Raw genomic sequence first — 15000 nt, 5'->3', positions numbered from 1 at the left:
ATTATCTGAGATGCAAATCTTTTGACTGGCTTATTACACACCTCTGCTGTTTCAGTGGAAGTAACAGCCAACAGCAGTGAAGGGAGATGGCCATGGCGAACACATTGGCCGAGAAAGTCTGGGACGCGCACGTGGTGCGCAAAGGGGACGGCGACGGCGCCAACGCCCAGCCGGACCTTCTGTACATCGACCTTCACCTGGTCCATGAGGTAACGTCCCCGCAGGCGTTCGAGGGGCTCCGCCTCGCGGGCCGGACGCTGCGCCGCCCGGACCTGACCATCGCCACCGAGGATCACAACACTCCCACGCTGGACATCGACAAGCCAATTGCCGACCTCACCAGCCGCACGCAGATCCAGACCCTGCGCAACAACTGCGCGGAGTTCGGCGTCCGCCTGCACTCCCTCGGCGACGCCGAACAGGGCATCGTGCACGTGGTTGGCCCGCAGCTTGGACTGACCCAGCCCGGCATGACCGTGGTCTGCGGTGACTCGCACACCTCCACGCACGGAGCCTTCGGCGCACTGGCCATGGGTATCGGCACGTCCGAGGTGGAGCACGTCATGGCCACGCAGACGCTCTCCCTGAAGCCCTTCAAAACCATGGCCATCAATGTCGAAGGCACCCTGAAGCCAGGCGTCACGGCCAAGGACATCATCCTCGCGGTGATCGCCAAGATCGGCACCGGCGGCGGCCAGGGCTACGTCCTGGAATACCGCGGCTCGGCCATCAGGGCCCTGTCCATGGAAGCCCGCATGACCATCTGCAACATGTCCATCGAAGCCGGTGCGCGAGCCGGCCTGGTCGCTCCGGACGAGACCACGTACGCGTACATGAAGGGCCGCCCGCACGCCCCGGAAGGCGCCGACTGGGACGCCGCCGTCCAGTACTGGAACACGCTCCGCAGTGACGACGACGCCGTCTTCGATGCCGAGGTGGACCTCGACGCCGACACTCTTGAGCCGTTCGTCACGTGGGGCACGAACCCCGGCCAGGGCGTCTCGCTCTCGGACAAGGTCCCGTCCCCGAACGATTTCGGGGACGAGAACGCGAAGGCCGCTGCCGAACGCGCCCTGCAGTACATGGGCCTCGAGGCCGGAACCCGCATGAAGGACATCCGGGTGGACACGGTCTTCCTGGGCTCCTGCACGAACTCCCGGATCGAGGACCTGCGGGCGGCGGCGGACGTCATCCGTGGCCGTGAGAAGGACCCCAAGGTCCGCATGCTCGTGGTGCCGGGTTCGGCGCGGGTCCGGCTTGAAGCGGAGGCCGAAGGCCTGGACCGGGTCTTCAAGGACTTCGGTGCAGAATGGCGGTTCGCCGGATGCTCCATGTGCCTGGGCATGAACCCGGACCAGCTGGAACCGGGGGAGCGCTGCGCCTCCACGTCCAACCGCAACTTTGAAGGGCGGCAGGGCAAGGGCGGACGCACGCACCTGGTGTCGCCGGTTGTGGCAGCCGCGACGGCCGTGCGCGGAACGTTGAGCTCGCCGTCGGACCTTGATCCGGCACCGGAATCCGCAGCCCTCCAGACGACCGACGCAGCCTAGGAAGACCACATGGAAAAGTTCACCACGCACACCGGAATCGGCGTCCCGCTGCGCCAAAGCAACGTCGACACGGACCAGATCATTCCGGCCGTCTACCTCAAGCGCATCACCCGCACCGGCTTCGAGGATGCTCTGTTCTCGGCCTGGCGGAAGGACCCCGCGTTCATCCTGAACCAGGCACCGTTCAACGCCGGCTCGGTCCTTGTGGCCGGTCCCGACTTCGGCACGGGCTCCTCCCGTGAGCACGCCGTCTGGGCGCTCAAGGACTACGGTTTCAAGACCGTGCTCTCGTCCCGTTTCGCCGACATCTTCCGCGGAAATTCCGGCAAGCAGGGCCTTCTGGCCGCCGAAGTCGCACAGGATGATATTGAGCTGATCTGGAAGACCCTGGAAAACGCCCCGGGAACCGAGGTGACGGTGGACCTCGTGTCCAAGACAGTCATCTGCGGCAACCTGGTCGCTCCCTTCACGATCGATGACTACACGCGCTGGCGCCTGCTCGAAGGCCTGGACGATATCGGCCTGACCCTGAAGCACGAGGAAGACATCACTGCCTATGAGGCCACGCGGCCGGCCTTCAAGCCGAAGACCCTGCCGGCCAAGCTGTCCTAAAGGCTTTCCAACGGCCCATGGCCGGCAAAAGGCCCGCCGCGGGACAGGGCGGGCCTTTTCGCTGTCCCGGCTTCACCGGTGAATACCGCAATCGACCCCCGCGGATTCACCCTCCGGCCCGGCCCGGCATCCGGGCCCGTTCCGGCCCGGCAGGCCATCAGGCCGCCATTCCCACAGGCCGTATTTCGGTTCGGTAACGCAAACTCATATGCTTAGCTGGTGCCTTTGTAAGGATTTGGGGGCGAGTAGTCGTGAGGAAACCGGTAAATGAGTAGTGTTCTGACAATCCGCGGAGGCGTCCCGCTAACTGGCCGTGTCCATGTCCGCGGTGCAAAGAACCTTGTGCCCAAGGCCATGGTGGCCGCACTGCTGGGCAACGAGCCCTCGGTACTCCGGAACGTTCCGGAAATCAAGGACGTCGAGGTCGTCACCAGCCTGCTTCAGCTCCACGGAGTCACCGTCGACAAGGATCCCGTCACCGGCGATCTCACGTTGGACCCCAAGGATGCCAAGACGGCACCGAGCACGGCCATCGACGCCCACGCCGGTGACTCGCGTATCCCGATTCTGCTGTGCGGTCCCCTGATCCACGCCATCGGCGAGGCCTTCATCCCTGATCTTGGCGGCTGCAAGATCGGCGACCGTCCCATCGACTACCACCTGAACGTGCTGCGGCAGTTCGGTGCGGTAGTGGAGAAGCGCCCGGGCGGCATCCACATCTCCGCGCCCAAGGGACTCCACGGAGCCAAGATCTCCCTGCCGTACCCGTCAGTCGGCGCCACCGAACAGGTCCTCCTGAGTGCAACCCGTGCCGAAGGCATCACGGAATTGTCCGGAGCGGCCACCGAGCCCGAGATCGTTGACCTCATTGCTGTGCTGCAGAAGATGGGCGCCATCATCAGCGTCCAGACCGACCGCACCATCCGCATTGAAGGAGTCCGTGATCTGGGCGGCTACAACCACCGGGCGCTCTCGGACCGTAACGAGTCCGCGTCCTGGGCTTCCGCTGCCCTGGTGACCCGCGGCGACATCTTCGTCGAAGGCGCTTCGCAGCGCGACATGATGACCTTCCTGAACACCTTCCGCAAGGTAGGCGGCGGGATGGACATCGGCGACGACGGCATCCGTTTCTACCACCGCGGCGGCAAGCTGAGCCCGCTGGTGCTTGAGACCGACGTCCACCCGGGCTTCATGACGGACTGGCAGCAGCCACTCGTTGTGGCCCTGACCCAGGCCGAGGGCGTTTCGATCGTGCACGAGACCGTGTACGAGAACCGTTTCGGTTTCACCGACGCCCTCATCCGCATGGGCGCCAGCATCCAGGTCCACCGGGAATGCCTGGGCAGCGTGCCCTGCCGATTCGGCCAGCGCAACTTCCTGCACTCGGCAGTCATTTCCGGCCCGATGCAGCTCAAGGGCACCGACATCGACGTTCCAGACCTCCGCGGCGGCTTCAGCCACCTCATCGCTGCGCTGGCCGCCACCGGCACGTCCCGGGTGACGGGGATCGACATCATTAACCGCGGCTATGAGCGCTTCACCGAGAAGCTGGCCGGGCTCGGCGCCGATTTCGACATCACTTCAGAGAAGTAGCGTGCCCCTGTGAAGGAATCGGCCAAGAGCCACATCACATTCGTGATAATTGCCGGAATTGCCCGGCCCCTGCTGAACCTGATGATGAACAAGAAGTGGGAAGGCCTCGAAAAACTTCCCGCCGGCGGTTTCATCGCCGCGCCCAACCACTGCACCGAGATTGATCCCCTGGTGGTCGGACACATGCTGTACAACCAGAAGCGCGCCCCGCACTTCCTGGCCAAGGCTGGCCTCTTCAAGGTGCCTGTTCTGGGCAGCCTGCTTCACGCCGTCAAGCAGATCCCGGTGGAACGCTCGACGGCGGGGGCGAACCGTTCGCTGCAGCTCGCCCAGGAGATTGTGGCCGAGGGCGGGGCAATCGTCATTTATCCCGAGGGCACGCTGACCCGGGATCCTGGCCTCTGGCCCATGAAGGGTCACACCGGCGCCGCACGCCTGGCGCTTGAGGGCGGTATCCCTGTAGTGCCCATGGCCCATTGGGGGGCGCACGAGGTCTTCCCCCGGTACGCCAAGCGGTTCCACCTGTTTCCGCGCAAGACCTCCAGGATCCTGGTCGGTGATCCTGTGGATCTGTCCCGCTTCGCGGGCCGCCCCAGGGACAAGGCCACGCTCACGGAGGCAACAGAGGTCATCATGGACGCCGTCACCGGCCTGCTTGCCGAACTCCGGGGAGAGCAGCCCCCTGTCCAGCGCTGGGATCCGGCCGCGCACAACCAGAAGAAGCACGGCCGTGACGTCGAGCGGGGCAAGAAATGACGCCTGAGCAAGTCCGGCCTGGCTCCGCGGCGTCCGTGGCCGTCCTCGGCGCCGGATCCTGGGGGACCACCTTCGCCAAGATCCTGGCGGACGCGGCTACCGCCTCCGACGTTGACCGCCGCATCCGGATCTGGGGCAGGCGCCCTGAGATTGTGGACCAGATCAACAGCCTCCACCGGAATCCCCAGTACCTGGCCGACGTCGAACTGCCGCCGAGCATTTCGGCGTCCACCGACGTCGCGGAGGTATTCGCGGGAGCCGACCTGGTGGTGCTCGCCGTGCCCGCCCAGTCGTTGCGGCTGCAGCTCCGGTCCTGGAAGGGCCTGCTGGAGCCGGACGCCCTGGTGGTGTCCCTGATGAAGGGCCTCGAGCTAAGCACCGATGCCCGCATGAGCGAGGTCATCCGGCAGGAGCTGGACATCCCGGCCGAGCGCGTTGCCGTGGTCTCCGGCCCCAACCTGGCGATGGAAATCGCCAGGGAGGAACCCACCGCCTCCGTGGTGGCCTGCGCCGACTCCGCTGTGGCTGGCTGGATCGCGCGGAGCTGCACAGCCCCATACTTCCGGCCCTACACGACCTCCGACGTCGTGGGCGTCGAAATTGGCGGCATCGTCAAGAACGTCATCGCCCTGGCGGTGGGAATCTGCGAGGGAAAGCAGATGGGGGACAACACCAAGGCCTCGGTGATAACCCGTGGGCTTGCCGAAACCTCCCGGCTGGCCCTCGCCCTGGGCGGCGAGGCACAGACAATGGCCGGTCTGGCGGGTCTGGGCGACCTCGTGGCCACCTGTTCGTCGCCGCTCTCGCGGAACCATACTGCCGGCCGCCTGCTCGGCCAGGGACTCACCCTGGACGAAGTGGCCGAAAAGATGACACAAACCGCCGAAGGCATCAAGTCCGGGCAGGCCGTCCATGAACTTGCCGGTAAGCTCGGCGTCGAGATGCCCATCACCGCGGCCGTTGTCGCGGTGCTGGCCGGAAAATTGTCCGTTGACCAACTGGGACCGCTATTGCTGGCCCGGGAACTGAAACCCGAAGGCGATTACTGACAGTGTCGGAAGAAAACTTGACCGCAGCGGATCAGGGCAAGACGAGCAAGCCCCGCGTTGCGGTGCTCTTCGGCGGCCGTTCGAGTGAGCACGCCGTCAGCTGCGTCACCGCAGCAGGGGTGCTGGGCGCGATCGACAGGACCAAATACGATGTCATCCCCATCGGAATAGCCAAGACCGGCCAGTGGGTCCTTGCCGCGGAGGACACCGGGCAATGGTCGCTATCGTCATCCTCGCTGCCCGAGGTGCCACCGTCGTCCCAGACCGTGACCCTCGCCGAAATCGGCGGCGAGCACCAACTCATCGCGGCATCGCCCAATGAAGTGCCGCAGGAACTCGGCACGGTGGACGTGGTCTTTCCCCTGCTGCACGGGCCGTTCGGCGAGGACGGGACCATCCAGGGGCTCCTGGAGCTTTCCGACACCCGCTATGTGGGGGCCGGGGTGCTGGCGTCCGCCGTGAGCATGGACAAGCACTTCATGAAGGTGGTCTTCGAGGCCGCCGGGCTGCGGGTGGGCCCCTACATCGCTGTGACGGACCGGCAGTGGCGCAACGACCCCGAATCAGTGCGGAAGCGCGTGGACCTGCTCGGCTACCCGGTGTTCGTCAAGCCGGCCCGCGCCGGGTCGTCGATGGGCATCTCCAAGGTGGATTCCCTCGAAGACCTTGATGCCGCGATAGAAGCCGCCCGCGAACACGACCCCAAGCTCGTGATCGAGGCCGGCATCGTTGGCCGGGAAATCGAGTGTGCCGTGCTGGAGGGCCGGGGCACTGACGCGCCGCGGACGTCCCTTCCCGGCGAGATCACCGTGGCTGACGGAGAGCATCAGTTCTACGACTTCAACGCCAAATACGTGGACGACGCGGCCGCACTGAGCTGCCCCGCGGACATGCCGGACGAAGCCATAGCCAGGGTCCGCGAGCTGGCCGCCGTGGCGTTCGACGCCGTCGGGGCCGAGGGGCTGAGCCGGGTTGACTTCTTCTACACCCCTGACGGTGCGGTGATCATCAACGAGATCAACACCATGCCCGGCTTCACGCCGAAGAGCATGTATCCGCAGATGTGGGCCGCTTCGGGCCTGAGCTACCCCGAGCTCATTGACGAACTGATCCATCTGGCACTGAACCGGAAAACCGGCCTCCGCTAGGATCCCGCCGGCTAGGATCCCGCCGGTTGGGCCTGTCGAGACTTACTTGCTCGTCGGAACGTCCTGAAGATCCTCCTGGCCCACGCATTTGCGGCTCGCCTTGATCTTAGCGGCGGCCGCGGAGAGGTCAGCGAGCACAGTGGCCGAGCTGATCTTGTCCGGATCCATGAGGATTTCCGTCGCCGGTTCCCGGCCGAAGGTGGTCAGCGTCCACACCGGATCGCCCTCCTTGATGACCCAGTCCACGTCGTTGACACTGACACAGCGGTCCGTCGTGGGCCCCGGAACATTGACGCCGCACCGCAGGATCACCAGGGACGGATCGCCCCACGCCGCTGTCGCCTGGCTGTTCGTCTTGCGGAGCCGGGCGTCACCGATGGCGTCCGGGAGCGCCACCATCATGGGAGCGCAGGCCGGGTCCGCGGCGTCGGCAGCGGGGGCGACATCGACGGCGGGTGCGCAGCCCCCCAGCGCAAGCGCGGCGCACGCCGCCATGGCCAGGACCGCCCAGCTGCCCGGCCGGCCAACCGGTCCACGGACCCAACGGTTTCGAACTGATCCGTTTCCAGCTGTTTGAGGGGCGGTGCGGCAGAGCATGGGTTAAGCCTATCCCGCCGCCATGCACTGGGCCGCCAGGCAAAGGGCGGCCAGCAAAGGGCGACCCCGGCGCGGATGCCGGGCGGGAAACAATGTCGCCGCGCCGCGGTAGCGTAGTGGCGTGCCCCAAACACCACTGACTGTTGCCGAACTTTCCGAAGCCGAGCTGCTCAAACGGATCTTTCCGCGGCTCGTACTGAGCGCTGAGCACAGCGCCGCCGTTCTTCTCGGGCCCGGCGACGACGCCGCCGTCGTTAACGTGCCGGACGGCAGGACTGTCATCAGCATCGACACCCAGGTGCAGGACCAGGATTTCCGGCTTCAGTGGAACAACGGCTACCGCACCACCGGCTATGACGTGGGGTGGAAGGCCGCAGCCCAGAACCTGAGCGACATCAACGCCATGGGCGCGTCCGCGACCTCGCTCGTGGTCAGCCTGACCATGCCCGCCGCCACGCCGGTGGACTGGGTCGAAGACCTGGCGGACGGCCTGGCCGCCGCCATCGGCAAGCTCGGGGCAGGTTCATGCTCTGTCGCCGGCGGCGATCTGGGCCGCGGTGGAGAGCTGTCCGTCACGGTGGCGGTCCTCGGCACGCTCAACGGAGGGCAGCCTGTGCTGCGGTCCGGGGCGGTTGCGGGCGACACCCTGGCCATTGCGGGCAACGCCGGCCAGGCCGCCGCAGGCCTGGCGCTGCTGGAATCGAACCACCCCGCGGAGTCGCTGGCTCCGGACTTGAGGCTGTTCCTTGACCTTCAGTGCAGGCCCGAGCCTCCACTCGACGCCGGCCCCCTGGCCCGGTCAGAAGGCGCCACGGCCATGATGGACATCTCCGACGGCCTCGTGCGCGACGGGACCAGGCTGGCCATCGCGAGCGATGTCGTGCTGGACCTGGACCCTGCCCGGTTGAAGCTGCTGGCCACGCCGCTGCAGCCCGCGGCCGGCCTGCTGGGCGCCGATCCGCTGGCCTGGGTCCTGGGCGGCGGCGAGGATCATGGCCTGCTTGCCACATTCCCCGCGGGTATTCAGCTGCCGGCCGGGTTCACTGGGATAGGCTCAGTACAGGCCCGCGGCGCGAATGAACCCGCGGGCGTAAAGATCGCGGGACGGCCCGCTGACTCCGTGGGATGGGATCACTTTGCAGACTAAGATTGCCGCCAACGCGCAAGCGATGAAGCGGTGGTTGGGCAAGGCCGAAACAGCCCTGGGGAACCACAGCGACCGCCTCAACGCAATCAACATTTTCCCCGTGGCCGACGGCGATACCGGCACCAACCTCTACCTCACGGTCCGGGCGGCGGCCCGTTCGCTTCAGGATTCCGCGCCGGACCCGGCGAAGCCGCCTACCGTCCAGAATGACGTCGGCGCTGTCCTTGCCAAGGCCGGCCAGACCGCGATGGAGCAGGCCAGGGGCAACTCCGGCACACTGTTCTCGGTTTTTCTGTGCGCCGCCGCGGAGCCTTTGTCCGGCCACACCCGGCTCACCGCCACATTGCTCGCGGCCGCGCTCAACCGGGCACAGATCCGTGCCTGGTCGGCACTCAGCGACCCCGTTCCGGGAACCATGCTGTCTGTCATGGAGGCAGCGGGGCGGGCGGCCGCCGCGGTTGACGCCGCACAGAACGGAAATGACAGCAACCATGCCCTGGGCCTGGTGCTGGACGCCGCCGTGGAAGCGGCCCTCGACGCCGTTATCCGCACCGAAGGCCAGCTGGAGGCCCTGCAGGCCGCCCACGTCGTGGACGCCGGCGGCGTCGGAATGCTGCTGATCCTGGACTGCCTGCGGTCGGCAGTGCTTGGCGAGGAGCTCCAGAGTGAGCTGCTGGACGGCCTCCATGGCTACGATGTGCAGGATCCGCACATCCATGCTGACTTGCCGGACGACGACGGCGTGGAGGTCATGTGCACTATCAGCCTGTCGCCGCTGGACGCCGCCACGCTCAGGCAGCGCCTCGATGAACTCGGCGATTCAGTGATCATGAGCCAGGTGGAACGGTCTCCGGATCCGGAAGGCCGTTACCGCTGGCGTGTCCATGTCCACGTCCTGGATCCGGGCCCCGCGCTGGATTTGATCAGCTCCCTCGGCGAACCTACGGACGTCTCGGTCAGCGAGCTTGCCATGCCCCGGGACCCTGAGCCGCTGGAGGCTGATGTCCGGAGCCTTGAGGGCAAATGAATGCAGAGGGAAGATGAACACCGAGCTTGAACTCGGCTTGGAACGCCGGATCGGCAAGCGCTCCGCGGCCGTCGTCGAAAAACATCTGGGGATCACCACGGTGGGCGGCCTCCTCAACTACTTTCCGCGCCGCTACCTGAGCCGGGGAGAGCTCACGCCCATCAGCGAGGTCCCCCTGGACGAGGAAGTGACGCTGATCGCGCGCGTCATTTCCAACACCACCCGGCAGATGCGCGCCCGGCGCGGCTCCCTTACCGACGTCGTGATTTCCGACGACGCCGGTACCTCCCCAGGCGGCGTGCCGGGAACCCTGAAGATCAGTTTCTTCAACGGCTACCGGGCCAAGGCCGAACTGCAGCCCGGCCGCCGGGCGATGTTTTCCGGCAAGGTCACGCGATACGGGGGAGCGCTCGGCCTGACCAACCCGGATTTCCTGCTCCTGGATGAGGATCCGGACGCGCCCGGCATGGATCCGGAAAAGCTGGCCGCCATGCCCATTCCGGTCTATCCCGCCACCGCCAAACTGACCAGCTGGTCCATCCAGAAGGTCATTTCCACCCTCCTGGACACAGTGGACCTGGACGCCCTGGACGACCCCTTGCCGGCAGGCATCTCTGCCCGCGAGAAGTTCCTCCCGATGCCCCAGGCCTACCGCCTCATCCACGCTCCGCAGACACCCGAGGACTGGCGCCGGGCCAGGGACCGCTTCCGCTACCAGGAAGCACTGGTCCTCCAGTCCGCCCTGGCGCGCCGGCGTGCCCAGCTGGCCGCGGAGGAAGCAACGGCCCGGCGGCCCGTGCCGGACGGGCTGCTCGCTGCCTTCGACCGGCAGCTTCCCTTCACTCTGACCGCGGGGCAGGCCGCCGTCGGCAAGACCCTGTCCGGCGAGCTGTCGCAGGACGGACCCATGAACAGGCTTCTCCAGGGCGAGGTGGGCTCGGGCAAGACCATCGTGGCGCTCCGGGCCATGCTGCAGGTTGTCGACGCCGGCGGACAGGCGGCCCTGCTGGCGCCCACGGAGGTCCTGGCAGCCCAGCACTTTGACTCCATCCGGCGGACGCTCGGGCCGCTGGCCAGCGACGGACTGCTCGGCGGCCTGGGCGACCACACGGTTCAGGTCAGCCTGCTCACCGGCTCCATGTCCACAGCTGCCCGCAAACAGGCGCTCCTTGACGCCGCCTCCGGCACGGCCGGCATCGTCATCGGCACCCACGCCCTCCTCAGCGACAACGTCTCCTTCTATGACCTCGGCCTGATCGTGGTGGATGAGCAGCACCGCTTCGGCGTCGAACAGCGCGACGCTTTGCGCACCAAGGCGAGCAAGCCGCCGCACCTGCTGGTCATGACAGCCACGCCCATCCCCAGGACAGTGGCCATGACCGTCTTCGGTGACCTCGAAACGTCCGTGCTCGACGAACTGCCGGCCGGCAGGGCCCCGATCACCACCCATGTGGTGGGCCTGGCGGAAAACCCCGGCTGGGCCTCCCGGATCTGGTCGAGGTCCCGGGAGGAGATTGACGCCGGGCACCAGGTGTACGTAGTGTGCCCGAAGATCGGGACGGACGACGACGGCGACTTCACTCCCGGGGAAGCGGAACCGGCCCCCGGCGACCTGGAGGGCGACGCTGCCGCACGCGAGCTGGCCTCGGTGACCGCCGTCGTCGAACAGCTCCGCGAGGAACCGGCCCTGGCAGGGGTGCCGCTGGCACCGCTGCACGGGCGCCAGGATCCCCTGCTGAAATCGGAGACCATGGCGTCGTTCACGGCCAATGAAACCAAACTCCTGGTGTCCACCACCGTGATCGAGGTGGGAGTGGACGTGCACAACGCCACCCTGATGGTCATCCTCGACGCGGACCGGTTCGGCATTTCGCAGCTCCACCAGCTGCGCGGGCGCGTGGGCCGCGGCGGCCTGCCGGGCACGTGCCTGCTCGTCACCGCCCTTGAACCCGGCCATCCGAGCCGCCGCCGGCTGGACGCCGTGGCCGCCACGACCGACGGTTTCGAGTTGTCCCAGGAAGACCTGAAACTGAGGCGTGAGGGCGACATCCTGGGCGCCTCCCAGTCCGGCGGACGGTCCACCCTGAAACTGTTGAGGGTGCTGGAACACGAGGACATTATCGCCCGTGCCCGGCAGGACGCCCAGGAGATCGTGGGTGGCGACCCGTCGCTCGCGGACCACCCTGCCCTGGCCGAGGCCATCGAGGACTACCTGAACCCCGAAAAGGAGGCGTTCCTTGAACGCGGTTAGCACCACCGAGGCGCCGGGTCCTGTTGCAGCGGCACGCGAGGCGGCAGCGGGGCTGGCAGCATGAGCCGGATTGTGGCAGGGGCTGCGGGAGGAACGCCGCTGGTCAGCGTACCGGGCTCAATGACCCGCCCCACCAGCGACCGTGTCAAGGAAGCCCTGTTCTCGCGGCTGGACGCTTTCGATGTGCTGGCAGGCGCTCGAGTGCTCGATCTTTACGCCGGCTCCGGCTCGCTGGGCGTGGAGAGCGCCAGCAGAGGAGCCCAGTCCGTTGATCTTGTGGAATTCGCTGACCGGGCGAGCGGCGTGTGCCAGCGGAACGCGGACCTGATCAACGGCGTGCTGGGCCGGAAGGCGGTCACGGTGCACCGCTCACGGGTTGAGTCCTTCCTGGAGCGGACGGCCAACGAAACCCAATGGGACGTGGCCTTCCTGGACCCGCCCTACCCGCTGGACGAACCGGCCCTTGCCGCCGTTCTGGAGAAGCTGGCGAGGCACTTGGCGGCCGGCGCCGTTGTGGTCGTGGAAAGGTCGTCCAGGTCTCCGGAGCCGTCCTGGCCCGCAGCTCTTGAACGCTTTGCTGAGAAGAAGTACGGCGAGACCCGGCTGTGGTTCGCCGAACCGGCCAGCGACCAGCAGGTGGACGTCGACCTGGAGGCAGTGGAATAGGCCTCAGCCTGCGAGCTGGTCGAGTTCGACTCCTGCCAGCACCCTGGCCGGGTGCGGACCCCGCGCCGTCAGTGCAGCGGTCCACTCGGCTGGCCAGGGCTTCTGCGTGCCGGCCAGGATGATGTTGCCGGGATACCGCCCGGTGAACATGCCGGCTTCGGCACAGGCTGCCACGTCGGTCATGGCGCGCCGCAGTGCTGCGACCTGGCTCCGGACCAAGGTCAGGCCCGGTTCGTCTCCCACGTTCACGATCAGCACCCCGCGCTCGGACAGCCGTGCCGCGGCTTCCTCATAGAACTCCGTGCAGGCAAGATGCTCGGGGGCGTCGGGACCGGAGAATATGTCCAGGATGACGACGTCGAAGCGAAGCCCGGCGGGCGGCTCGGCCAACTCTTCGCGGGCGTCGCCGATGAGTGTGTGCAGTTGGGTGCCCTCGGGCAGCGGAAGCTGTTCGAGCACAAAGTCCAGCAGTTCCCGTTCCAGCTCCACCGCGTATTGCACGGATCCCGGGCGGGTTGCCTGGATGTACCGGGCCAGCGTCAGCGCTCCTGCCCCGAGGTGAAGCGCGGTGACCGGCTCGCCCCAGGGAGCGGCGAGATCCACCACATGGCCGATCCGGCGGAGGTACTCGTAGAAAATGTCCCCCGGATCGGCAAGATCTACATGTGACTGTTCCGCCCCGCCGATGCTGAGAATGAAGCCGCCGTCGGTGTACGTGTCAGGTTCGATGACGGCATGCTGTCCGGTGGTGCGCAGAAAGCGTGATGCCGGTGCCTGGCCGTCCGGCACCGTCAGAGCCTGTCCCGCAGCGTCGCCAGCCGCGCGGCCGCTTCTTCGAGGATTTCGGTTTTCTTGCAGAAGGCAAACCGCAGGAGGCTCCTTGTCCGCTCGGCGCCGTCGGGGTGGCAGAACACAGGAACGGGGATGGCGGCCACGCCCACAAGTGCCGGCAGCCGGCGGGCAAGCTCCACGGAGTCGCGGATCCCGAGGGGAGAGGTATCGACGTTCACGAAGTACGTGCCCTTGGGCGTGAACACGTCCAGCCCGGCCGCCCTGAGGCCGTCGCTCAGGATGTCCCGCTTCTTTCCCAGCGTGGCGGCGATGTCGTCGTAAAAGGAATCGGGCAGCCCCAGCCCGGCGGCAATTGCGCTCTGGAAGGGCGTGCCGGAACTGTAGGTGAGGAACTGCTTGACGGTGCGGATGGCGGACACGAGATGCTCCGGCCCGCTCAGCCAGCCGACCTTCCAGCCCGTGAAGGAGAACGTCTTCCCGGCCGAGGAGATGGTGACGGTCCGCTCCGCGGCGCCTGGCAGGGTGGCCACCGGGATGTGGCGGACGCCGAAGGTGAGGTGTTCGTAGACCTCATCGGTGATGATGAGGGCGTCGTGCTTCCGGGCCAGGTCGACCACGCGCTGGAGGACGTCCGCCGGGAAAACCGCCCCCGTGGGGTTGTGCGGGTTGTTGATCAGCACCACTTTGGTCCGCGGGCTGAATGCATCTTCGAGGGCTGCGGGGTCGGGCATGAAGTCAGGGGCGAGCAGCGGCGCTGTGACATGGGTGGCACCGGACAGGCCGATGATCGCACCGTACGAGTCATAGAACGGCTCAAACGTCAGGACTTCGTCGCCAGGGCCGACGAATGCCATCAGGGATGCGGCGATGCCTTCGGTGGCGCCCGTCGTGACAATGACTTCGGTGTCCGGGTCCGGCGCCAGCCCGTAAAAGCGTTGCTGGTGTGCGGACACGGCCTGCCTCAGCGCGGGGATGCCCTTGCCCGGTGCGTACTGGTTTGAGCCCTCGGCGATGGCCGCCTGGGCAGCAGCCTTGATTTCTGCCGGACCGTCCTCATCCGGGAAGCCCTGGCCGAGATTGATGGCGCCGGTTCGGACGGCAAGCGTGGTCATCTCTTCGAAGATCGTGACGCCGAGGATGCCGTCGGAAGCCAGGAGGTTCGCGCCGGTGGCCGCGCGCTGCCAAGGCGCCGGAAGTGTCTCTTTCATTGCTGTCCTGCCTGTCCGTTCAGCCCCGCTTTCCCGCGCGGCCGGTGCATCAAGTCATGGTATCCCGGCTCGAAGATACGGTAGGTTCGGAGCATGAGACGCGCCGTATGCCCGGGGTCCTTCGACCCGATCCACAACGGACACCTTGAGGTCATCGCCCGAGCCGCGAGCCTCTTCGACGAAGTGATCGTGGCCGTGTCCACCAACTACGCCAAGAAGTATCGCTTCCCGCTGGAGGAGCGGATCGAGATGGCCAAGGAGACGCTGGCCTCCCTGCGCGGCATTGTCGTGGAGCCGGTCGGCGAAGGACTGCTCGCCGAGTACTGCCGGCAGCGCGGTGTGTCCGCCATCGTCAAGGGCCTGCGCTCGTCGTCGGACTTTGACTATGAACTGCCCATGGCGACCATGAACCGGCAGCTCAGCGGTGTGGAGACCGTGTTCCTGCCCGCCGAGGCGCACTACCTCCACCTGTCCTCGACGCTGATCAAGGAAGTGTTCACCCTTGGCGGGAACGTATCCGAGTTTGTGCCCAGGTCCGTCCTGAAAAGACTCCTCGCGGGCGGGTCTGCCTCAGGCCAGTCGCCGAGAGGGTAGGCTGGATCGG

The 15000-nt window shown here is 66.7% G+C and carries 14 protein-coding genes; 11 read left to right on the top strand and 3 right to left on the bottom strand.

Features of this window, described 5'->3' with window-relative positions; genetic code table 11:
• Positions 1–92 precede the first annotated feature (92 nt).
• From leuC to J7E80_RS09480, 6 genes are all read left to right on the top strand, one after another.
• Positions 93–1550: a 3-isopropylmalate dehydratase large subunit gene (gene leuC, locus J7E80_RS09505; protein ID WP_215051228.1), complete on the top strand. Its 1458-nt coding sequence runs from the start codon at positions 93–95 to the stop codon at positions 1548–1550.
• A 9-nt stretch (positions 1551–1559) separates the two neighbouring features.
• Positions 1560–2162, top strand: a complete 603-nt coding sequence (gene leuD, locus J7E80_RS09500; protein ID WP_215051227.1) for a 3-isopropylmalate dehydratase small subunit — start codon at positions 1560–1562, stop codon at positions 2160–2162.
• 267 nt (positions 2163–2429) lie between these two features.
• On the top strand, positions 2430–3755 hold the full coding sequence (gene murA / locus J7E80_RS09495; protein WP_215051226.1) for a UDP-N-acetylglucosamine 1-carboxyvinyltransferase: 1326 nt from the start codon (positions 2430–2432) through the stop codon (positions 3753–3755).
• A gap of 9 nt (positions 3756–3764) precedes the next feature.
• The gene (locus J7E80_RS09490; protein ID WP_215051225.1) at positions 3765–4511 is read left to right on the top strand and encodes a 1-acyl-sn-glycerol-3-phosphate acyltransferase; all 747 of its coding nucleotides are present in this window, start codon (positions 3765–3767) and stop codon (positions 4509–4511) included.
• Positions 4508–5560: an NAD(P)H-dependent glycerol-3-phosphate dehydrogenase gene (locus J7E80_RS09485; RefSeq protein WP_215051224.1), complete on the top strand. Its 1053-nt coding sequence runs from the start codon at positions 4508–4510 to the stop codon at positions 5558–5560. Before J7E80_RS09490 ends, J7E80_RS09485 begins: the two co-directional genes overlap by 4 nt.
• A complete protein-coding gene (locus J7E80_RS09480) occupies positions 5557–6708 on the top strand; it encodes a D-alanine--D-alanine ligase family protein (RefSeq protein ID WP_396020745.1) in 1152 nt (383 codons plus the stop codon). Before J7E80_RS09485 ends, J7E80_RS09480 begins: the two co-directional genes overlap by 4 nt.
• Positions 6709–6750: 42 nt before the next feature.
• Here the strand turns inward: J7E80_RS09480 and J7E80_RS09475 are convergent, their stop codons facing one another.
• Positions 6751–7203, bottom strand: a complete 453-nt coding sequence (locus J7E80_RS09475) for a DUF3515 family protein (protein ID WP_215051222.1) — start codon at positions 7201–7203, stop codon at positions 6751–6753.
• A gap of 223 nt (positions 7204–7426) precedes the next feature.
• Between J7E80_RS09475 and thiL the strand changes: the two genes are divergently transcribed.
• The 4 genes from thiL to rsmD are packed head-to-tail and all read left to right on the top strand — an operon-like array spanning position 7427 to position 12396.
• On the top strand, positions 7427–8452 hold the full coding sequence (thiL, locus tag J7E80_RS09470; RefSeq protein WP_215051221.1) for a thiamine-phosphate kinase: 1026 nt from the start codon (positions 7427–7429) through the stop codon (positions 8450–8452).
• A gap of 22 nt (positions 8453–8474) precedes the next feature.
• Entirely contained in the window at positions 8475–9479 is a 1005-nt protein-coding gene (locus J7E80_RS09465) for a DAK2 domain-containing protein (RefSeq protein WP_215051274.1), read from the top strand.
• Between the two features lie 13 nt (positions 9480–9492).
• A complete protein-coding gene (locus J7E80_RS09460; protein ID WP_215051220.1) occupies positions 9493–11730 on the top strand; it encodes an ATP-dependent DNA helicase RecG in 2238 nt (745 codons plus the stop codon).
• 60 nt (positions 11731–11790) lie between these two features.
• Positions 11791–12396 (top strand): 16S rRNA (guanine(966)-N(2))-methyltransferase RsmD, encoded by a 606-nt coding sequence (gene rsmD / locus J7E80_RS09455; protein ID WP_215051219.1) that lies wholly within the window; start codon positions 11791–11793, stop codon positions 12394–12396.
• A 3-nt stretch (positions 12397–12399) separates the two neighbouring features.
• Here the strand turns inward: rsmD and J7E80_RS09450 are convergent, their stop codons facing one another.
• Entirely contained in the window at positions 12400–13185 is a 786-nt protein-coding gene (locus J7E80_RS09450) for a spermidine synthase (protein WP_215051218.1), read from the bottom strand.
• Between the two features lie 2 nt (positions 13186–13187).
• A complete protein-coding gene (locus J7E80_RS09445) occupies positions 13188–14396 on the bottom strand; it encodes an aminotransferase class I/II-fold pyridoxal phosphate-dependent enzyme (protein ID WP_215051217.1) in 1209 nt (402 codons plus the stop codon).
• 93 nt (positions 14397–14489) lie between these two features.
• Between J7E80_RS09445 and coaD the strand changes: the two genes are divergently transcribed.
• Positions 14490–14990: a pantetheine-phosphate adenylyltransferase gene (coaD, locus tag J7E80_RS09440; RefSeq protein WP_215051216.1), complete on the top strand. Its 501-nt coding sequence runs from the start codon at positions 14490–14492 to the stop codon at positions 14988–14990.
• The last annotated feature ends 10 nt before the right edge of the window (positions 14991–15000 follow it).

The sequence above is a fragment of the Arthrobacter sp. ISL-28 genome (assembly GCF_018613875.1).
Classification (GTDB): domain Bacteria; phylum Actinomycetota; class Actinomycetes; order Actinomycetales; family Micrococcaceae; genus Arthrobacter.
The sequence above is the reverse complement of the archived record's forward strand: the minus strand, read 5'-3'. Positions and strand labels throughout refer to the sequence as shown.

What these genes read in the sequence shown, in the direction of transcription:
- leuC (WP_215051228.1), top strand. Translation starts at nt 93, where the DNA reads ATGGCGAACACATTGGCCGAGAAAGTCTGGGACGCGCACGTGGTGCGC.
- leuD (WP_215051227.1), top strand. Translation starts at nt 1,560, where the DNA reads ATGGAAAAGTTCACCACGCACACCGGAATCGGCGTCCCGCTGCGCCAA.
- murA (WP_215051226.1), top strand. Translation starts at nt 2,430, where the DNA reads ATGAGTAGTGTTCTGACAATCCGCGGAGGCGTCCCGCTAACTGGCCGT.
- J7E80_RS09485 (WP_215051224.1), top strand. Translation starts at nt 4,508, where the DNA reads ATGACGCCTGAGCAAGTCCGGCCTGGCTCCGCGGCGTCCGTGGCCGTC.
- J7E80_RS09475 (WP_215051222.1), bottom strand. Translation starts at nt 7,203, where the DNA reads ATGGCGGCGTGCGCCGCGCTTGCGCTGGGGGGCTGCGCACCCGCCGTC.
- J7E80_RS09465 (WP_215051274.1), top strand. Translation starts at nt 8,475, where the DNA reads ATGAAGCGGTGGTTGGGCAAGGCCGAAACAGCCCTGGGGAACCACAGC.
- J7E80_RS09460 (WP_215051220.1), top strand. Translation starts at nt 9,493, where the DNA reads ATGAACACCGAGCTTGAACTCGGCTTGGAACGCCGGATCGGCAAGCGC.
- rsmD (WP_215051219.1), top strand. Translation starts at nt 11,791, where the DNA reads ATGAGCCGGATTGTGGCAGGGGCTGCGGGAGGAACGCCGCTGGTCAGC.
- J7E80_RS09445 (WP_215051217.1), bottom strand. Translation starts at nt 14,396, where the DNA reads ATGAAAGAGACACTTCCGGCGCCTTGGCAGCGCGCGGCCACCGGCGCG.
- coaD (WP_215051216.1), top strand. Translation starts at nt 14,490, where the DNA reads ATGAGACGCGCCGTATGCCCGGGGTCCTTCGACCCGATCCACAACGGA.